This is a genomic window from Chrysiogenia bacterium (genome assembly GCA_020434085.1).
Taxonomy (GTDB): domain Bacteria; phylum JAGRBM01; class JAGRBM01; order JAGRBM01; family JAGRBM01; genus JAGRBM01.
The window spans coordinates 1-18,459 of the sequence record JAGRBM010000314.1 but is presented as its reverse complement, the minus strand read 5'-3'; the positions used below and the strand labels follow the sequence as shown (position 1 = coordinate 18,459).

The following is an 18,459-nucleotide window of genomic DNA, read 5'->3' as shown; positions in this document are numbered from 1 at the left end:
CTGATGCGCCATTACCTGGAAAAACTCGCCCAGGTATCCAAGTCGCTGGATACGCGGCGCGAGCTGGTCCGCCAGCTCCGTGGGCATTTCATCGGCGCCCAGTCTGGGAATTTTTCGGCTCATGGTTTCCCCCACCTGAGACAACACCGGGGCGCACCCGGCGACACAAACTGACAAAGGCGTCACTCTAGTGAACGGCGCTCCCTGGCTCAAGGAAACAAGGCGCTGAAGTGCGTTCATTCGCATTGACTTGGGACCCCCGCACGGGGGAGACTTGGGCACCATGACAACGCCAAACAGTGAAGAAACGTCCCGGGAACAGGCGGGCGAGGGCCTCTCGCGCCGCAGCTTCCTCAAAGTCGGGCTGGTCGGATCGGCCATCGCCGCTATCGGCGGCGTGGGGCTCGCCCTGCGCGGGCCCGCGATGCGAACGGTCCCGGGCGGGCTGCGGGTCCTCTCGGACAAGGAATACGCCATCATCGCCGCCCTGGGCGATGTGATCTGCCCGCCCCGCGGCAAAAACCTGCCCGGCGCCAGCGCCATTGATGTGGCGAAGAAGGCCGACGATCTCTTCGCAACCATGCCCGAGGCGGCGCAGAAAGAGTTCAAGATTCTGCTGGGCGTTTTCGACAACGCACTGACCGGCCTGCTCTTCGAGGGTCGCATCACCCCGTTCAGCAAGCTCTCCCCCGAGGCGCAGGTCCGCTCCTTCGAGAGCTGGGCCGGCTCGGGCGTCGCCTTTCGGCGCACGGCCTACCATGCGCTGCGCGCGATGATCCCGGCGCTCTATTACGGCGACGAGCGCACCTGGAAGGGGGTGGGCTATGGCGGCCCGCCCGATGTGGCCGACATCCGCGAATACCGGCTCGCCAAGCTCGAAGAAGAGCAGCGACAGGCCATCGAGAACTCGCGCCCGGAGGCCATCGCCGCGCGCAAGGCCCAGGCCGCGCAGCCGAAATCCGAAGAATCCGCCGGGGAGGTGACGCCATGAGCATCTTCACCGGCGCCGACATCAAGAACGATCTGGAAATCGAGTGCGACGTGTGCGTCGTCGGCTCAGGCGCTGGCGGCGCCCACGTGGCCGCGCGTCTGGCCGAGGCTGGTAAACGCGTCGTCGTTCTCGAAGAGGGTAGCCACAACACCAGCGAAAAATTCAATATGAATGAGGCGGACATGTATCCGCTGCTCTACCAGGACGGCGGCAACCGCGCGACGGCCGATCTCTCCATTGCCATCCTGCAGGGACGAACCGTGGGCGGCACGACGGTGGTCAACTGGACCACCAGTTTTCGCACTCCCGAGCACGTCGTCGAGTGGTGGAACGAACACCACGGTGTGAACATCAACTACGACGACCTGGTTCCCCACTGGGAGAGAGTCGAAGCGCGTCTTGGCATCGAGCGCGTGGAGCTCGGCTTTGCCAACCGCAACAACCGCGTCCTCTGGGACGGGGCACAAAAGCTCGGCTGGGAAGCCTCCATGCTCCGGCGCAACGTGCGCGAATGCGCGAACACCGGCTACTGCGGCACGGGTTGTCCGGTCGATGCCAAGCAGTCGATGCTCATCACGCTCGTGCCCGAAGCCGTCAGCTACGGCGCCGATGTCTACGCAAATGTGAAGGTGGAGACCATCAAATCGGGTGCTTCACGCAAGATCACCGAAATTCGCGGCATCGTGCGCGATCCCGAAACCGACAAACCCACAAGCAAGCGCGTCACCGTGCGGCCCAAGCTGGCCGTACTCTCGGGCGGCGGCATCAACAATCCGATGATCTTCTTCCGCTCGGGCATCGGAAATTCCAACGGCCGCGTTGGAAAGCGCACCTTCCTGCATCCGGCCTGCGGCACAGTTGCCTATTTCGATGAAAAGGTGGACCCCTACTATGGCGCGCCGCAGTCGGTTTCCAGCCACCAGTTCGCGCGCCGCGAAGGCAAGATGGGCTTCTTCCTCGAAGCCGCGCCGCTCCAGCCCATGCTGGGCTCCACCGCCATTCCGGGATTCGGCAATCCCCACACGGGCTACATGGAGCGCCTTCCCTACGCCAACGCGCTCGTGATGATCGGCATTGACGGTTTCGACACCAGCGACTTCGACGAGGGCGGCGTGGTGAGCATGAAGAAGGACGGCGGCATCCAGGTCGATTACAAGTGGACGCCGCGTCTCGAAGAGAGCTTCCGCGAGGGCATTCGTGCCTGCGCCAATCTGCAACTGGCGGCCGGTGCAACGGAAGTGCTCAGCATGCACAACGACCCGGTCGTGATGCGCAGCGAGGCGGACCTGGCAAAGCTGGACAAGGCGAGTTACGCCAAGCTCCGTCACAAGGTCTTCTGCGCCCACGTGATGGGCGGCTGCGCCATGGGCGGCGATCCCAAAACTTCGGTGGTGGATTCGAGCCTGCGCCACCACGAATTCGACAATCTCTTCGTGGTCGATGGCTCGGTCTATCCCACCTCGCTGGGCGTCAATCCGCAGCTCTCGATCTACGGCCTCTCGTCCTGGGCCTCGGAGACCATCAAGTCGGCGGTGTAAAGTTGGAGCGAGGGAGAGGGTGCCGAATCGGTACCAGCATTCCACCCTCACCCGTCCTGCGGGCACCCTCTCCCTGAAAGGGAGAGGGTATCTGGTGGCACTTCGCGCCTTCCTGCGTCGTCAAGAAATCGTTTCCAGCGCTGCATCGCCCGACCCGGCCGCGGCATCTATACTCCGGCGTGCGCGGACATCTCGCCGCGACACGGGGAACGCCATGTCAGAACCAGTCGGCAGCAAGTTCGGACCACCTGAATTCGACCCATGGGCGGCGATGAAGGACGTCCCGCCTCTTGACGTGCTCTTCGACCAATCGGTGCAGCACGTCCGCGAGCTCGACCCCCATCCCGACGGGCGCCGGCGCTTCGAGGGTGAGATGGAGTTCGGCCACATGGCGCTCATGGGGCCTCCGGGGCGCCTGCAGGGCGGCTTCCACTGCGTCGCGCGGCTCTTTCCGGTTCTCTCGCGCATTTCCGGACATGACGAATCGCGCACTTTTCCCTGCGGCATCAACGTGCGGCTTTTGAAGCCCGTACCCCTGTTCAAGAAGGTAGCGTTCGAGGCGAAGTACAAGGACGAAGGCGACCGCTGGTGGCTCACCACGCGCTTTGCCGGTTCCGAGCGCCTGGACGCGGCGGCCTGGTCGCTCGAAAGCAGCGCCAGTTTCGATCCTTCGCAGTGGGAGAGCTGGAAGAAGTCCTACGAGCGCGCCGAGGCCAGTCCGGGCAAACAGACGCGCGTCATCATGGGATTGCCCTACGTAGAATCCGAAGACCTGTTCTGCGCAAAGGTGCGCGGCGTCGGCGCCGATGAGCAGAGCGACGTGCAGCGCTTCCGCACCGAGGACGGTCACCTCTCACTTCCGTTTCTCTGTTATCACCTCGACGTGATCGGCGCGCTGGCCTTTGCTTTCGAGCGCGAGTGCCCGCACTTTACGACGCAGGTCTCGCTTGCGCTCTCGGGTGAGGTCATTCCCCACGACGAGACATTGCTCTGCCTGACCAACCGCAAAACCATGCGGCCGGATGCTTTCTCCACAGCGCGCCCGCTGGAGATCAAGGGCAAGGAGGTGGGCACGCAGTTCATCGAAGTGCTGCTGGCGAACGAAGATTTTTCCCACATCTATGCCCACGGCTGGGTGGCGGCCCACCCCATGGACCCGCAGCTCATGCTCAAGATGACCCAGCGCTTTGCCACGCAGCTCGACAAGGAGCAGGTGCCCGAGCACATGCAGAAAGTTCACGAAGAGCACCGCAGAAAATGAACGGACCCTGTACCCTCTATCTGATGGACATCTCCTACTTCAGTGGGAAGATAGAGGGGTATCTGCGTTATAAGGAAATTCCGCACAAACGCCACTACGTCAAGTGGGGCGAAATGTCGGGAAAAATTCTGCGCAACACCGGTCACATGCGCGTGCCGGTGATCCAGACCGCAGAGGGCGAGTGGCTCCAGGATTCGACGCCGATGATCGACTGGTTCGAGGCGCGCCATCCCGAGGGGCCCGTGCTTCCGGAGGATCCCGCGCTCGCTTTCTTCTGCCGTTTGCTGGAAGACTACGCCGACGAGTGGATGTGGCGCCCGGCGCTTCACTACCGGTGGAGCCTTGAAGAAGACGCCCGGGCGCTCAGCGAGCACTTCGCCCGCACCTTTTTGAGTGACTCGCCCTTTCCGCTTTCCGTAACGGCAAAAATGGCGCGTGAGCGCCAGCGCAAAACCTATGTGCGTGACGATGGCGTAAGCGACGAGACTCGCGAGCACGTGGAGGGAATCTATCTCAAGACTCTCGACCGGCTCGAAGCGGTCCTTGCGCGCAGTCCGTATCTGCTGGGCGCGAAACCATCGCTCGCGGACTTCGGGTTTTTCGCGAGCATGTTCCGCCATTTTTCGCAGGACCCCACGCCCGCACGCATCATGCAGGATCGCGCGCCGGGGGTATACGAATGGGTTGCCAGGCTGTGGAACGCGCGCGCCTCGAAATTTGAGAAGGCGAAGTTTGCGAACACCCTGCCGAAAGCCTGGAGCCCGATTCTCGAAGACATCGGCGAGGCCTACCTGCCCTATCTTGCTGAAAACGCGCGCGCCTGGCATGGGCGGCGGCGCCACTTCGACCTGAGCGTGCAGGGCGCAAGCTACAAAAACCTGCCGACGGTCCAGTACCGCGTCTGGTGCCGCGAGCGCCTGCAGGACCATTTCGAAGCGCTCCCCGAAGAGGCAAAGCCCGAAGTCGAGAAGACTCTTCGCGCGCACGGCTGCTGGGAACCCCTGTGGCAGGGCGGGCGCATTGCCTCGAATCTGCACGCGGGAAATACGCCGCCGCTCTGCCGCCCGCGAAAGGTCGGCACCGCCGAGCGCGTCCGCCGCTACTTCAGCGGAATCGAATGGAACCTGCCCGGGGCATGGGATTGAAGGAGGGGCAATGATCGAGCTCTATACATCCAGTACGCCCAACGGGCACAAGGCCTCCATCGCACTCGAAGAAATGGATCTCCCCTACGAAGTGCGCGCCATTGATCTGATGAAGAATGAGCAGCGCGAAGACTGGTTTGTGAAGCTCAATCCCAACGGCCGCATCCCCGTCATTGTGGATAGGGATGAAGACGACTTCGTGGTATTCGAATCGGGCGCGATCCTTATTTACCTGGCCGAGAAGACGGGCAAATTTCTGCCCACCGACGCGAAGGGCCGCTCGCTGGTGATCCAGTGGCTCATGTTCCAGATGGGCGGGATCGGTCCCATGATGGGGCAGGCCAACGTGTTTTTTCGCTACGCCCCGCAGAAGATTCCCTTTGCAATCGACCGCTACCAGAACGAAACGCGCCGCCTCTTCGGCGTGCTGGAAGGACGGCTTGCCGAGCACGAGTGGCTCGCCGGCGACTACTCCATTGCCGACATGGCCAACTGGGCGTGGGTTCGCACCCACAACTGGTCGGGGGTATCGATCGATGAATTTCCGAATCTAAAGCGCTGGAAAGAGACGATCTACGCCCGGCCCGCCGCGCTCAAAGGGACCAAGGTGCCGGGCAAGAACACTTTTGGCGGCACGGACCTGCGCAGTTGGCTCGAAGCCGCCCGCGGCAAGCAGCCCTGATACGAAATCACTAGAGCCGCGTAAAGGTGAACGTCCCCACGCGGCGCAGCGTTCCGCCGACCATGTCGCGGAAGGGCGCGCCGGGAATCATGGCGATGGGCAGGTGGGGATCCTCGGGCGGGTTGGTCAGCGTCCAGCCCGTTCCGGTCTCAGTGCCGGCGTCATAGGCGAAGGCCTCAACCACCACTTCTTCTTTCCAGCCCGTCATCGCGTCGCACAGGTCGACCCCGTTCACCCCCACGAACCAGTCGGGCGTGGGCGCAATCATGGATGCGACGGTAACCAGCGTGTGCGAACCCCAGATGGGAAAGTTGATTGTGCGGCTGGATGCGCCGGTCGTGACGAACAGGGTGCTGCCGCTGAACTTCGATCTCGCGTTGGTGGCGACGATCTGCGCATCGATCTCGTTGGCAAAAGTCTGGTTGAGACCGTCCTCGGCCATGCGCTCGATTCCGAGAGTGGCCATCCCGCCGGGCTCCCAGAAGGTCACGTTTTCATTGTGGGTGGCGCCGGTGAACATGGCGAAATGAGCGCCGGTGGGATACGACTCGAAGTTCGCGGCGATCCATTCGCTGGCGAACACCAACCGGTAATAACCGGCGTCGTCGTCGCCGGTGCAGGTCTCTGAAGAAGTGGCGCCCGGCGGTGGTTGGAACAGCTCGTCAATGACCTCGTCGCTCATGCCGTCGCCGCAACTTGCGATCGACACGAGCGCCAGCAGTGCGAGCAGGCCGTGGATGGTCCAGGTTTTCACAATCACTCTCCCCGCGCGGCCCGTGTGTGCGCGATACGCTCGCAGGCCTCTTTCACATCAACTTCGTAAATGTAGGCATCTTCGTGATCGGAATCCATCGCCACCTTGTAGGCGCCGCCCATCGGGGAAGTCAGGATACGCTTGTAGCCGTAGCGCTCATAGAACTGCCAGCTCATGGTCGAGTCGGTCATCAGGATGGCCTTTTCTGCGCCGCGCTCGCTGAATTTTTCCACCGCCGCGTCCATCAGGCGGCGGCCCCAGCCCTTGCCCTGCATCGATTCATGGATGGCAAAGAGCACGACCTCGAAGTGGGGGTCGTTGCTGGGGTGATCCTTGAATAACCCGGCATAACCGCGTCCTATTCCCAACAGGTGGCGAATTGCTGTCATGCGCGGCAAGTAGAGGCCCGTGAAAAACTGCCCACCCAGCTTGGCAAAGGGCCAAAATCCCCGGGCGAGCTGGCCCTTCGCGGCCGGTGCCATGCAGAAGACCTGCCCGCGGGCCGCTCCGGTGGCCTTGTCCTCGATCACGAAGTTCAGGTCGCTGATGCTGGCCAGCAGGGCGGTGAAGTCGCTGGCCATGCGCGGCGAGGCACACTGCCAGGCGGGCCAGTGGTTGTGGGAGAAGGCAGAGCGCAGGGCCTCGGTGCAGCCCTCCAGGTGGCGGGCGGGATCGTAGGGGGCGATATGAAACTCTGGTGATGGGCTCATGGGGGCCCAAAATAGCCGGTCGGGGCCCTGCCTGCGAACTTTTGATTCACCAGTCAATCCGCCCTAGACTCGCTCCGCGCCCTTGTGATGGCGCGAAATTCGACATCTCGGGCCCATGAGCGGGCCCCAGGAAGTGAGCAAACCATGGGCGACCTGAAGGGCAAGACACTATTCATTACCGGCGCGAGCCGCGGCATCGGCAAGGCGATCGCGCTGCGCGCCGCGCAGGACGGCGCCAACATCACCATCGCCGCCAAGACGGCCGAGCCCCACCCCAAGCTTGAGGGCACCATTTTCACCGCGGCTGAGGAAATCGAAAAGGCCGGCGGCAAGGCCCTGCCCATCGTCGTCGACGTGCGCGATGAAGCGAGCGTCGAAAAAGCCGTCGCCGATACCGTCGAAAAGTTCGGCGGCATCGACATCCTCGTGAACAATGCCAGCGCAATCAATCTGACGCCGACGCTGGCCACGACCATGAAGAAATACGACCTGATGCACCAGATCAATGCGCGCGGGACCTACATGACCTCGCAGAAGTGCATCCCGCACCTGCTGAAAGCGGACAATCCCCACGTGCTCAATCTGTGCTCGCCGCTCAACATGGAAGCCCGCTGGTTCAAGAACCACGTGGCCTACACCATGGCCAAATTCGGCATGAGCATGTGCGTGCTTGGAATGTCGGCGGAGTTCGAGGGGAAGATCGGTTTCAATGGCCTGTGGCCGCGCACGGCGATTGCCACCGCCGCCATCGGCAACACCGCGGGCAAGGCAGCGCTCAAGGGATGCCGCAAGCCCGAGATCATGGCCGACGCCGCCTACATCATCTTCAACCGCGACCACAAGGAATGTAACGGCAACTTCTTCATCGACGACGATGTGCTCAAGAGCGAGGGGATCACCGATCTCGACCACTACGCCTATGAGCCCGGCGCGACGCTGATGCCTGACTTCTTCATCTAGTAGAAACAACTGCAAAGCCGATGCAGGGGCGGGGCAGAGCCTCGCCCCTGTTTGCTTGAGAGAGTTTCATGGCCAAAAAGAAGATCGACGATACCTTCAGCGTTTGCACACTCAATCTCAACGGCATCCGCTCGGCCGAGCGCAAGGGTTTTCCCGCCTGGCTGGATAAACATCGGCCCGACTACCTGTGCCTGCAGGAGCTGCGCGCCTGGCCCGAGCAGGTCCATCACGAATTGATCTCGCCGGCCGGCTACAACAGCCGCTGGGTGAACGCAAAGAAGAAAGGCTACTCGGGCGTGGCCGTTTATTCGAAACCGGCTGTCGATAAATATGTTGAGGGCACGGGCCTCGAATGGGGCGATGAGGAGGGCCGGGTTCTTCGTGCGGATTTTCCCGACCTCACCGTGGTCTCGGCCTACATCCCCTCGGGTTCTTCCTCTGAAGAGCGGCAGGGGATGAAATATGAGTACATGGACCATTTTCTCGGCTACACGCGAAAGCTTCTGCAGCTAAAACGCCCCGTCATCGTGTGCGGCGACGTGAACATCGCGCACACCGAGCTCGACATTCACAACCCAAAAGGAAATGCCAAGAATTCGGGTTTCCTTCCAGAAGAACGTGAGTGGATGACCAGGCTTCTAAAGCAGGGCTGGGTGGACGTGCTGCGCTCGCTGCACCCGCACGAGCCGGGACTCTATTCCTGGTGGAGCAACCGCGGCCGCGCGCGCGAGAAGGATCTTGGCTGGCGCATCGACTACGTGCTGACCTCACCGGACCTGGCCGCACGGGCGCGCCATGGCTGGATCGACAAGAAGGCTGGTCTCTCCGACCACGCGCCGGTCATCATTGAATTCGAAAAATAGGGCGGCGTTTCTCTCGCCCGTTTCCTAGGAATCGTGGCGCAACTTCACATGCACGCCGGTTTTTTCTGTGATGAGCCGGGCCAGGTCTTCAATGAGATCCGTGCCACGCTTGTCGCAGATCCAGATGCCGTCGGAGTGGTCGAAGTGCCAGCCCCCGCCGGGCTCGGCCAGCCAGAGCTGGCTCGCGGCGCTCTGGCGCGAAACGATAAGCTTTTTGCCGTCCTCGAACTCGACGGTCAGCACCCCGTCGGCCAGTTCCACGTCGGCGTCGTCGAGCTCGATCTCGTCGAGTCTCTCCAGCAGCTTGAACAGCGTGTCGTCGGCGACGCTGCGAAATTCTTTCTCTTCCATGCGATTCCCCTGTTGTGGGACCGGATGTTCCGGCAGCCCGCGACTCACTATAGTCACGGCGGACGCGCACCCGGAAGTGGCGGCGCGCAAGAACAAGAGGCAAGCCAATGATCGATTTGAGTAAAGAAGGCGACGTCTTCGTCCTGCACATGAAAGACGGGGAGAACCGCTACAACCGTCCGTTCCTTGAGGCACTGAACGCCGCCCTGGATGAGGTGGAAGCCAGCAGCGGCCCGGCCGCGCTGGTGACCACGGGCGCGGGAAAGTTCTACTCCAACGGCCTGGATCTCGCCTGGCTCATGGGCGATGGGGCGGGCGAAATGAAAGGCTTCATCGAAGACGTCCACGCCCTCTTTGCGCGCATTTTGACCTTTCCCATGTACACCGTTGCAGCGGTGAACGGACACGCCTTTGCCGGCGGCGCGATGCTGATGATGGCGCATGATTACAAGGTCATGCGCAGCGACCGGGGCTACTTCTGCCTGCCCGAGGTGGACCTGAAAATGCCGACAACCCCGGCGATGAACGCGCTCATTGCCGCGCGCCTCTCGCGCGTCGCCGCGCACGAGGCGCTCGTTACCGGAAAACGCTACGACGCGCAGACCGCCCTTGCCCGCGACATTGCCGATGACATCGCCCCCGAGGCCGAAGTTCTGCCGCGCGCCATCGCGGCGGCGGCCGAGTATGCAAAAAAGGATCGCAAGACCATCGGCGCATTGAAGCGCGGCCTGCACGCCGAGGCCCTCAAGGTGATGATGGCCAAGGGCTGAGGCTCAGGCGTCCGACTCCAGCGCGGGCAGCAGAATCACGCGCGCGCCGTGCCAGGCACGCGGCTGGTCGAGAAGTCCCTTGAGGTCGATGAGCGTGGGAGCCTGGAAAGTGCTGCCGGCCGCTTCGAGCGCGCCGGTGAGAACGAAGGCATAGGCGGCATCGTCGGTGGGCAGCACTTCCTTGTCGGCAAGCTCGATTTGCTTCTTCCCGCTGATCCAGGCCGCGCGCGCCTCCGCCGAAAGGGAGGCAAAGCGCGGCAGCGCGCGCAGGTAAGTATCGAACTGGTGCTGGGCAAAGGCCTGCCAGATTTCCTCGCTGAGGGTGGGAATCGATTCCATCAGGCCGCTCAGGTTCTTGCGCGAGAGTTCTACAAGTACGACTGAAGTCGCGGCCTTGATGGTTGCCGTGCGTGTCTCGCCGGTCAGGAACGCCATCTCGCCGAATACATCGCCGCCGCCCAGAATCGCGAGCAGCTTTTCTTCTCCGCCGATTTGCTTGATGACATGCACCGCGCCGCGGGCGATGACGAACACGCTGTCACCGCTGTCGTTTTCGTGAAAGAGGCTTTCGCCCGGTGTCAGCACAACCTGACGCACTTCGCGGGCAATCTTCTCGATGGTCTCTTCTTCGAGCGCTGCAAAGAGCGATGCCCGACGCACCAGGTCGGCGTTGCTGGGAAGCTCGCCGCGAGTGGAAGATTGCTTGAGCTGCTTCATGCGCAGCTCCACGCTGGTGAGCGCGCTCTTGCCGGCGTTTTCCTCGATGGCGCCGTGATCGACGAGCGCTTCGTATTCCTCGCGTTCGAGATTGAGTGCAATGCGCTTTGTCAGCTTGTCCTCGATGGCGCGGGTGATCTCGGGCAGGTTCACGCGCATTTCCTCAAGGCGTTCTTTCCCCAGACGCTGAAAGCGCTTGTAGGTGTCGGTGATCTCGGCAAGGGCGGCATTCCCCTCACTGTGGAGCTCTTCCAGACGGCTCAGCACCGTTTCGGCCGCGCGGCTCTCGGCGCGGGCGATGTCGTAGAGCAGCGCCAGGCGATCGAAGCCGACGCGCTGAAAGCGCCGCTCGAGCGCGTGAACGTAGTGCAGTGCCCACGAGGCGTGTTCTTCTTCCATGTGGATGCGCGAGTGCGGCGGTTCCAGGTGCCCGCGGTTGAGTCGGTCGAGATGGAGATCGACTTCGAGATTGAGCGCGCGCACCGCCTTCGCGCCCAGCGTCCCCTCGGCAAAAGCGTCCCAGTAGGCCTGCCGCTCGATGTCGAGGGCGCGGTGCCAGAAGCTCATGACCTCTTCGGTGCCGCCGCTCTTGTGCAGTTCCGATTCGAGATTGCCCATCTGATCCTGCAACTGCCGGCGTCGCAGCGTGATGTCTTCGCGCACGTCCTCCCAGGAAAGGGTGCGCAGCGCGCGGTCCTGGGTGACGTGGGAGATGCTTGCTTCGACGTGTTCGAGCGCCTTTTCCTGCGCGGCCAGTGCGGCGAGTTCTTCACTGGGCGGGCGCCGGTCGAAGCCAAGGCGATGCAGCAGCCACCCGATGCTTGAGCCGCTCACCAGAATGGTGAGGAGCACCACGCCTGCGGTCAGGAACAGAATCTGGTGGCGCACCGTTTCGTCGATGGCCTCGTTCTGGTTGACGGCCAGCGCCAGCGCCAGGGAAACCGCGCCGCGCATACCGCCCCAGGACATGATGAAAGCCTCGGCCGAAGAGATGGCGTCGCCGAGCTTGGGGTAGAGCGGACGGAAGAGAAAGATCACCGCGAAGCGCACGCCGATGACGCAAGCGAAGACCGCGAGAACCAGCAGCAGGTCGAAGGCCTCTGCCCGGTCGAGCTGCGCGGCGATGGCCAGACCGACGAGAAAGAAAATGAGCGTGTTGGCCAGATAGGCCAACAGCTCCCAGAAGCGATGCAGAAAGTGGGTGACCTCGGGGCTGATGCTCGTGCGGCCGGGCCCGGCGGCCCACAGACCTGCTGCAACCACTGCCATGACGCCCGAGACGTGCAAGAAACCTTCGGCAAAGATCATGCATGAATAGGCGAGCACCAGCGTCAGCGTGATCTCTACCATCGCGTCGTTGAAGGTGCGGCGGATCCAGCGCAGCAGCAGGAAGGCCAGCAGCAGGCCGACCAGAATGCCCCCCGCCACGGTCAGTCCAAATTGACCGAGCACGCTGCCAACCCCGGGCATCGCCGCGTCGGGTCCGGCAGTGTGAAGCGCCAGCAGCACGGTGAAAACGACGATGGCCGTGCCGTCGTTGAGCAGGGACTCGCCCTCAATGAGGATGCCCAGCCGCTTTGGCGCGCCGCTTTCACGCAGGATGGAGACGACAGCCACCGGGTCTGTGGCGCTGATGAGCGCGCCGAATACCAGCGCCGTGGAGAGCGACCAGCCCCAGGAATCCCCGGCGAGCCCGAAGACAAGGTAGGCCGTCGCCACGGTGCAGATGATCAGTGCCGGCACTGCCAGCAGCGTGACCGAACCCAGCTCCTTGCGAAAAGCGTAGACGTCCATCCCGAACGCGGACTCGAAAATCAGCGCGGGCAGGAAGACGAAGATGACCATGTCGTGGGAGAGAAGCTGGCCGCGCGAGAGCATTTCAGAGAAATGCGCGAAGGGGCCGTGGCCGCCTAGCTTCTCGGCAACCAAGCCGATGCCGATGCCCAGGATCAGCATCGCCACGGTGTAGGGAGTACGCAAGTTGCGCGAGAGCAGCCGCGTGGCTGCTCCGGCCGCAAGAATGAAGCAGACGATCAGAATCGCCGCAAATTCCGGTCCGTGATGAATGGCTCCATCCCCCCGTGGGCTCGATGCCCGCTACTGCCCTTGTACTTTCAGTCTAGCCGATTGCGCCGCGGAAACCCCATGACGGTAGTCATACGTCCGGGCGCGACACACGGGCGCCGCACCTGTCGCGCAGTGGTGACAAAGCGGTGCGTTTGTTTTGACCATCACTTCCATAAGTATTGAAGAACACAAGGCTTTCACAAAATCGCACGAAAGTTCGCAACAACTTCCCGATACAAATCGAAGCCAGGGAAAGGGCACAGTGCCGCCGGGCAGGAGCCACGCACGCGGCACCCCACACAGCGGGAGCGTCACCAGTGAACTTCATGTATTACGTCCGCGGTTTTGTTCGGCTCACCTTCTTCCTGCTCGTCACCGCATTCACCGTCATCTGGATGAAGCTCCACGCCCTGCTTCGGGTGCCCGACCGCTGGGAAGTTGCCCGCATCGGCCAGCACTGGGCGCGCATGCTCATGGCGGTGCTCGGGGTGGAGGTCCAGATTCGCGGCGAGATGCCATCGGGGCGCCAGCTCATCCTGGCCAACCATCGATCCTACATCGACATCGCGGCGATCCTCTCGGTCATTCCCTGCAACTTTCTCTCGAAAAAAGAGATCGGCGAATGGCCGCTCGTGGGCGCCGCGGCGCGAATGAACAACACGGTCTTCGTCGACCGCGAGTGCAGGAAGAGCCGCAAGCTCGCCCGAAAGCGCGCCAAGGAAGTCCTCGACCAGGGAATGAACTTCGCCGCTTTTCCTGAAGGTACCACCACCCGGGGGCCGGGCATTGTGCGTTTCTACAAGGGGCTCTTCGAAGTGGCCGAAGAAAACGGCTACCCCATCGTTCCCATCGCGCTCGAATACGGTGAGCGCGACGACGCCTGGGTCGACCAGGACGGATTCCTCGAACACTTCATTCGCTGCTTCGGCAAGCAGCGGGTTTTTGTGAGCATCGCCATCGGCCCGCAGGTGCAGCCGGGCGATCCGCTCCACACGCGCCTGTTCGTCGAGAACTGGATCAAGCGCAACCTCACCGTACCCGTCGGCGTCCCGGCACAGCCCGCCGCCGATCAAATTCCCGACCTGGCACTGACCTGATCGGGCACCCCAAACAAGGAAATGAAAATGTCCGAAGGCATCGAAAAGCGCGAAACCTATGAAATCGAATTCCTCTACCGCCCGGGGCAGAGTCACGACGAGCTGCAGCTCCAGCGCCTGGTCGCGGAGCTGCGCGATGTTGCCGCGACCTGCTTCAGTGAGATTCCCGACTACCAGTGTCTGGCCGGAACGCGCGCCGAGCTGGCCGACAAGGTGATTACCATTGCTCGTCGCAGTGACGGCACGGCGGCCGGTTTCTGCTCGGCCGCGCTGCTGCCGGTGGACAAGGTGGGCGATGTGTTCCACCTGGGGCTCACCTGCGTTCGACCCGAAGACCGCAGTGCCGGACTTACCCACAAGCTCACCTCCCGTGTGGTGATCCAGTATCTGGTAAAATACAAGCCGCTGAGCAAGGTGTGGGTCAGCAATGTGGCCTGCGTGCTGAGCAGCCTCGGCAATGTCGCACTCAACTTCGAAGAGGTTTATCCCTCGCCCTATTTTGCGAAGAATCAGCCGAGCCGGAATCACGAACGCATTGCGCTGAGCATTAACTCGCTTTACCGCGACAAGATCTACATTCGCGGCGATGCCAAGTTCGACACGAAGAAGTTCGTCTTCCGCGGCAGCGTGCAGGACACCTGCTTTCAAAAAGCGCAGAATGACACGCGCTTCCACCATCGCGATGTTCGCCTCAACGATTACTACAGCGACCTGATGAGCTGGTCGGCCGGTGACGAAATCCTGCAAATCGGCTCGGTCAGTTTGCTCACGGGTGTGAAGTACTATTTCAAGAAACTTGCACAGCAGCTCCCGGGCCGCTCGCGTCTTGCGGGTTCACGCCGCCCCGCCGGTGAAGGCGCTTCCGAAGCCGCCTGATTTTTCCCGCTCTCCAGCCAAAACCGCCGCGCGGATGCGCGGCGGTTTTGTTTTTGCCGCACCGGTCAAGCCGGGCTTGCGTCACAGGTCCGTAGAATCTCCGTCACTCTTTCGTTACAATTGGTCACTGGAAATCCTTTGGGAGAAGAACCGCCGGTGGCCAGTCCGCAACTGCAATTGGTCCTCGAACTGCTGCGTTCGAGGGAGAGTGATCGAAGCGTCGAGCCCAGCATCGAGGAGATGCGCGAGGGGCTTGAGCGCTCGGCCTCCATTTTCCCGATCTTTCCCGAAGTCGCGCGTGAGGCCACCGACGCCCCCGGCGTTGCGTGCGAGTGGATCGCCCATCCGAGCGAGACCCACGATCCGGTCATCCTGTATTTCCACGGCGGGGCTTACGCGCTCGGGTCGGTGGCAACCCACCGGCACCTGATGGCGCGGCTCGCGCATGAATCCCATGCCCGCGTGCTGGGTATCGACTACCGCCGCGCGCCCGAGCACCCCTTCCCCGCCGCCATCGACGACGCGGTGGCCGCCTATCGCTGGGCGCTGAATCAGGGGAGCCTGCCCTCGGAGATCGTGCTGGTCGGTGATTCGGCGGGCGGCGGGCTGGCGCTGGCAGCGCTGATCGCGCTGCGCGACGCGGGCGATCCACTTCCGGCCGCCGCGGCGGTGATGTCGCCGTGGGTGGATCTGGAAGGAACCGCCGAGTCCATCGAGCGCAACGCCGCCCACGACCCGATGATCAACCGTGAATCCCTGCTGCGTGCCGCCGAGGCCTATCTCGACGGCGCCGACCCGCGCCATCCGCTGGCCGCGCCGCTTCACGCCGAGCTCCACGGCCTGCCGCCGCTGCTTATCCAGGCCGGCGGCAAGGAAGCCTTGCTTGACGATGCGGTTCGTTTTGCCGACAAGGCCCGCGCCGCCGGTGTGAATGTGCGGCTCGAATGCTGGGAAGACATGATGCATGTCTGGCAGTTCTTCGCCCCGCTGCTTCCGGAAGGCCGGCAGGCGCTCGTCCAGATCGGCGAATTCATTCGCGGCGCAACCGGTGGCGGTCTGCTGGCGCAGGCCTCGTAAGCAAAAAGGGCGGGTAGACCCCGCCCCTACGCAATCCATGTAGAGGCGGGGTCTACCCGCCCTTTTTATTCCGCCCAGACTTTGACCTTGGTTCCGGCCTTGATGCCGTGCCGCGCGGCGAATCCCGCGGGGACTTCCAGCACGTTGCGCACGGGCTGCGGGGATTTGTAAGTGGCGAGCTGCGACTCGGGAACGCCGGGCTCGGGCCGGGTGTCGGCGGCGACGCCGATGACCTTGCCGTGGTTGATCCAGATGATGTCGATGGGAAAGCGCATCTGCCGCATCCAGAAGGTGCGGATGTCCTCGCCGGGAAAGACGAAATAGAGCCCGCAGCTCTCGCAGAGGGACTCGCGGTAGGAGAGCCCCAGCCGGATGTTCTCCATGGTGCTTGCGATTTCGATGGAGATCTCGGGACCGCCTTCGAACGAGAGCTTTCCGCGCGGCAGCGTTCCCTCGGTAGAGTGCTCACCGGTCCCGCTCTGCGCCGGCGTATCGACACGGACCGAATTGGTCTGGCAGCCAGCAAGCAGCGCGAGCATCGCGCAGAGTGCCAGGCGTCGAAGTGCGGGGCTCATCTACTTGCCGTAAATTTCGTCGGAGAACGCGCAGGCAGAGAGCTGGTTCTCGGCGACGGGCTTGAGCGGCACCTCGACCGAAGCGCAGGCCTCGCGCGCGTGCTGGCAGCGCGGGTGAAAGGCGCAGCCGCTGGGCGGATTGATGGGACTTGGCACGTCGCCTTCGAGCATGATGCGCTCGCGCTTGACCCTGGGGTCGGGCACGGGAATCGCCGAAAGCAGCGCCTGGGTGTAGGGATGGCGCGGGCTGGTGACCACCTGCGTGGCCGGGCCGGTCTCGACGACGCGCCCGAGGTACATGATCGCGATGCGGTGGGAGATGAACTCCACCACGCGCAGGTCGTGGGCGATAAAGAGATAAGTCAGGTTGAGTTTTTCCTGCAGCTCGCTGAGCAGGTTGACGATCTGTGCCTGGATCGAGACATCGAGCGAACTGATGGGCTCGTCGCAGACGATGAACTCGGGTTCGACGGCAAGGGCGCGCGCAATGCCCACGCGCTGGCGCTGCCCGCCCGAGAACTCGTGGGGATAGCGGGTGAGCGCATTGGGCTGAAGGCCGACCAGCTCGAGCAGCTCGACCACCCGGTCGCGGCGCTCGTTCTTGGGGCGCAGGTTGTGCACGGCCAGCGGTTCGCCGACGAGCTGCTCGACATTCATGCGCGGATTGAGTGAGGCGTAGGGGTCCTGAAAGATGATCTGCAGGTCCCGGCGCAGCGGGCGCATTTCCGCCTGCGAAAGCGTCGCCAGGTCGCGGCCCTTGTAGAGGATCTGGCCCGCGGTGGGATCGAGCAGCCGGAGCAGCGTGCGCCCGAGCGTCGACTTGCCGCAGCCCGACTCACCGACAAGGCCGAGGGTCTCGCCCGGAAAAATCTGGAGATTCACGTCTTCGACCGCGCGCACCCATTCCTGGGGCTTTCCCCAGAAACCGCCGCGCACGGGAAAACGCTTGGTAAGCCCCTTGAGTTCGATGAGGGGCTGGGCAGTGCCTGGTTCCTGTGCGCGCGCCGCTTCGGCCATGAGAGTCTTTCCTTGCTTCTCTATTTAGAAGATCAACAGCGTGCCCGCATAGACCACGCCGGTGCAAATCAGCGCGCCGAATGCGTAACCCATGATCTGCCCGGCCTTCAGACCCGTCACCCCCAGCAGGGGCAGGGCCCAGAAGGGCTGAACGAGGTTGGTCCACTGGTCGCCGTAGGCCACGGCCATGACGACCTTTTCGAGCGGTACGCCCAGTGAACGGGCGGCTTCGACCACGATGGGCCCCTGCACGCCCCACTGCCCGCCGCCCGAGGGGATGAACAGATTGACCAGGCCCGCCGAGACGAAGACGAACAGCGGCAGGGTCTTTGCGCTTGCCGCGCCGGCCATCCAGGTAGAAAAAAGGCTGCTCAGACCCGCGCCCTTCATCACGCCCATGATGCCGGCATAGAAGGGAAACTGCAGGACGATGCCAGTGGTTGTTCGGATTCCCTCGCTCGCGCTGGAGAGGAACGCGCGGGCAGATCCGTGGAGCGCGATGCCCACGAAGAAGAGCGCAAAATTCATCGTGTTGAGATCCAGGTGCGGGCCGCGCTCCCACTGCACCTGCGCCAGCGCCAGCAGGCCCACGCCGCCGGCAAGCCAGCCCAGCAATTTCGCGTTCTCGATCTTCGAAATGATCGTGGCAGATTCTTCGGAAGCATCGTCGGGGATCGACTCGGGCGGAAGATCGGGGGCCTCGCATTCTTCGCCTCGCGGATGAAAGGCGGCGAAGAGAATCGCCATGACAGCGACCAGCAGAACACAGGTCACAAGGTTCTGCGCGCTTCCGAGCGTGCGACCCAGCGTGACAACGCCCATTTCGTTTTCAAGAAAGTGCCCCGGCGTTGCAATCAGCAGCGGCGCGCTTCCCGACAAACCGCCGTGCCAGACCGAGAGCCCGGCGTAACCGGCGGCGCCCAGGAGCGGATAGTGAACGCGAAGGCCGTGTTCTTCGGCGCGGCGCCCGATCTCGCGCACCAGCATGGCGCCGCCCACCAGCCCGAG

Annotated in this window: 18 protein-coding genes; 11 read left to right on the top strand and 7 right to left on the bottom strand. The window is 63.0% G+C overall.

Features of this window, described 5'->3' with window-relative positions:
- Positions 1 to 283 precede the first annotated feature (283 nt).
- From KDH09_10965 to KDH09_10945, 5 genes are all read left to right on the top strand, one after another.
- Positions 284 to 991 carry a hypothetical protein gene (locus KDH09_10965; protein MCB0220206.1) on the top strand — a complete coding sequence of 236 codons (708 nt, stop codon included), beginning with the start codon at positions 284 to 286 and terminating at the stop codon, positions 989 to 991.
- The gene (locus KDH09_10960) at positions 988 to 2,529 is read left to right on the top strand and encodes a GMC family oxidoreductase (protein ID MCB0220205.1); all 1,542 of its coding nucleotides are present in this window, start codon (positions 988 to 990) and stop codon (positions 2,527 to 2,529) included. The genes KDH09_10965 and KDH09_10960 overlap by 4 nt, the downstream gene beginning before the upstream one ends.
- Before the next feature lie 214 nt (positions 2,530 to 2,743).
- The gene (locus KDH09_10955; GenBank protein MCB0220204.1) at positions 2,744 to 3,790 is read left to right on the top strand and encodes a hypothetical protein; all 1,047 of its coding nucleotides are present in this window, start codon (positions 2,744 to 2,746) and stop codon (positions 3,788 to 3,790) included.
- Positions 3,787 to 4,935, top strand: a complete 1,149-nt coding sequence (locus KDH09_10950) for a glutathione S-transferase (GenBank protein ID MCB0220203.1) — start codon at positions 3,787 to 3,789, stop codon at positions 4,933 to 4,935. The genes KDH09_10955 and KDH09_10950 overlap by 4 nt, the downstream gene beginning before the upstream one ends.
- 10 nt (positions 4,936 to 4,945) lie before the next feature.
- Complete coding sequence (locus KDH09_10945) at positions 4,946 to 5,617, top strand: glutathione S-transferase N-terminal domain-containing protein (protein MCB0220202.1); 672 nt, start codon at positions 4,946 to 4,948, stop codon at positions 5,615 to 5,617.
- A 10-nt stretch (positions 5,618 to 5,627) separates the two neighbouring features.
- Here KDH09_10945 and KDH09_10940 read toward each other — a convergent pair whose 3' ends face one another.
- Complete coding sequence (locus KDH09_10940; protein MCB0220201.1) at positions 5,628 to 6,371, bottom strand: spondin domain-containing protein; 744 nt, start codon at positions 6,369 to 6,371, stop codon at positions 5,628 to 5,630.
- 2 nt (positions 6,372 to 6,373) lie between these two features.
- On the bottom strand, positions 6,374 to 7,081 hold the full coding sequence (locus KDH09_10935; GenBank protein ID MCB0220200.1) for a GNAT family N-acetyltransferase: 708 nt from the start codon (positions 7,079 to 7,081) through the stop codon (positions 6,374 to 6,376).
- Positions 7,082 to 7,225: 144 nt separating this feature from the next.
- Here KDH09_10935 and KDH09_10930 point away from each other — a divergent pair, with 144 nt between their 5' ends.
- Both KDH09_10930 and xth read left to right on the top strand, forming a co-directional pair.
- The gene (locus tag KDH09_10930) at positions 7,226 to 8,041 is read left to right on the top strand and encodes an NAD(P)-dependent oxidoreductase (protein ID MCB0220199.1); all 816 of its coding nucleotides are present in this window, start codon (positions 7,226 to 7,228) and stop codon (positions 8,039 to 8,041) included.
- Positions 8,042 to 8,109: 68 nt separating this feature from the next.
- The gene (gene xth, locus KDH09_10925; GenBank protein ID MCB0220198.1) at positions 8,110 to 8,904 is read left to right on the top strand and encodes an exodeoxyribonuclease III; all 795 of its coding nucleotides are present in this window, start codon (positions 8,110 to 8,112) and stop codon (positions 8,902 to 8,904) included.
- A 24-nt stretch (positions 8,905 to 8,928) separates the two neighbouring features.
- Here xth and cyaY read toward each other — a convergent pair whose 3' ends face one another.
- Positions 8,929 to 9,255, bottom strand: coding sequence for an iron donor protein CyaY (gene cyaY, locus KDH09_10920; protein ID MCB0220197.1), 327 nt, complete (start codon positions 9,253 to 9,255; stop codon positions 8,929 to 8,931).
- 107 nt (positions 9,256 to 9,362) lie between these two features.
- Between cyaY and KDH09_10915 the strand changes: the two genes are divergently transcribed.
- Positions 9,363 to 10,025 (top strand): enoyl-CoA hydratase/isomerase family protein, encoded by a 663-nt coding sequence (locus KDH09_10915; GenBank protein MCB0220196.1) that lies wholly within the window; start codon positions 9,363 to 9,365, stop codon positions 10,023 to 10,025.
- A gap of 3 nt (positions 10,026 to 10,028) precedes the next feature.
- On the opposite strand, the gene KDH09_10910 is transcribed toward KDH09_10915, so the two are convergent.
- Entirely contained in the window at positions 10,029 to 12,722 is a 2,694-nt protein-coding gene (locus KDH09_10910; protein MCB0220195.1) for a cation:proton antiporter, read from the bottom strand.
- 404 nt (positions 12,723 to 13,126) lie between these two features.
- On the opposite strand from KDH09_10910, the gene KDH09_10905 reads away from it, so the two are divergent.
- From KDH09_10905 to KDH09_10895, 3 genes are all read left to right on the top strand, one after another.
- The gene (locus tag KDH09_10905; protein MCB0220194.1) at positions 13,127 to 13,906 is read left to right on the top strand and encodes a 1-acyl-sn-glycerol-3-phosphate acyltransferase; all 780 of its coding nucleotides are present in this window, start codon (positions 13,127 to 13,129) and stop codon (positions 13,904 to 13,906) included.
- Between the two features lie 27 nt (positions 13,907 to 13,933).
- Positions 13,934 to 14,782, top strand: a complete 849-nt coding sequence (locus KDH09_10900; protein MCB0220193.1) for a hypothetical protein — start codon at positions 13,934 to 13,936, stop codon at positions 14,780 to 14,782.
- A gap of 156 nt (positions 14,783 to 14,938) precedes the next feature.
- Positions 14,939 to 15,859, top strand: a complete 921-nt coding sequence (locus KDH09_10895) for an alpha/beta hydrolase (GenBank protein MCB0220192.1) — start codon at positions 14,939 to 14,941, stop codon at positions 15,857 to 15,859.
- A 65-nt stretch (positions 15,860 to 15,924) separates the two neighbouring features.
- On the opposite strand, the gene KDH09_10890 is transcribed toward KDH09_10895, so the two are convergent.
- The 3 genes from KDH09_10890 to KDH09_10880 form a co-directional block, all read right to left on the bottom strand.
- Positions 15,925 to 16,434 carry a DUF192 domain-containing protein gene (locus KDH09_10890; protein ID MCB0220191.1) on the bottom strand — a complete coding sequence of 170 codons (510 nt, stop codon included), beginning with the start codon at positions 16,432 to 16,434 and terminating at the stop codon, positions 15,925 to 15,927.
- Entirely contained in the window at positions 16,435 to 17,451 is a 1,017-nt protein-coding gene (locus KDH09_10885) for an ABC transporter ATP-binding protein (GenBank protein ID MCB0220190.1), read from the bottom strand.
- 24 nt (positions 17,452 to 17,475) lie between these two features.
- Positions 17,476 to 18,459: short-chain fatty acid transporter (locus tag KDH09_10880; protein ID MCB0220189.1), on the bottom strand; the 984-nt coding region annotated here is incomplete at its 5' end.

Coding starts and splice junctions, on each gene's coding strand:
- KDH09_10945 (MCB0220202.1), top strand. CDS start 4,946: ATGATCGAGCTCTATACATCCAGTACGCCCAACGGGCACAAGGCCTCC.
- KDH09_10955 (MCB0220204.1), top strand. CDS start 2,744: ATGTCAGAACCAGTCGGCAGCAAGTTCGGACCACCTGAATTCGACCCA.
- KDH09_10915 (MCB0220196.1), top strand. CDS start 9,363: ATGATCGATTTGAGTAAAGAAGGCGACGTCTTCGTCCTGCACATGAAA.
- KDH09_10885 (MCB0220190.1), bottom strand. CDS start 17,451: ATGGCCGAAGCGGCGCGCGCACAGGAACCAGGCACTGCCCAGCCCCTC.
- xth (MCB0220198.1), top strand. CDS start 8,110: ATGGCCAAAAAGAAGATCGACGATACCTTCAGCGTTTGCACACTCAAT.
- KDH09_10965 (MCB0220206.1), top strand. CDS start 284: ATGACAACGCCAAACAGTGAAGAAACGTCCCGGGAACAGGCGGGCGAG.
- KDH09_10950 (MCB0220203.1), top strand. CDS start 3,787: ATGAACGGACCCTGTACCCTCTATCTGATGGACATCTCCTACTTCAGT.
- cyaY (MCB0220197.1), bottom strand. CDS start 9,255: ATGGAAGAGAAAGAATTTCGCAGCGTCGCCGACGACACGCTGTTCAAG.
- KDH09_10935 (MCB0220200.1), bottom strand. CDS start 7,081: ATGAGCCCATCACCAGAGTTTCATATCGCCCCCTACGATCCCGCCCGC.
- KDH09_10960 (MCB0220205.1), top strand. CDS start 988: ATGAGCATCTTCACCGGCGCCGACATCAAGAACGATCTGGAAATCGAG.
- KDH09_10900 (MCB0220193.1), top strand. CDS start 13,934: ATGTCCGAAGGCATCGAAAAGCGCGAAACCTATGAAATCGAATTCCTC.
- KDH09_10890 (MCB0220191.1), bottom strand. CDS start 16,434: ATGAGCCCCGCACTTCGACGCCTGGCACTCTGCGCGATGCTCGCGCTG.
- KDH09_10930 (MCB0220199.1), top strand. CDS start 7,226: ATGGGCGACCTGAAGGGCAAGACACTATTCATTACCGGCGCGAGCCGC.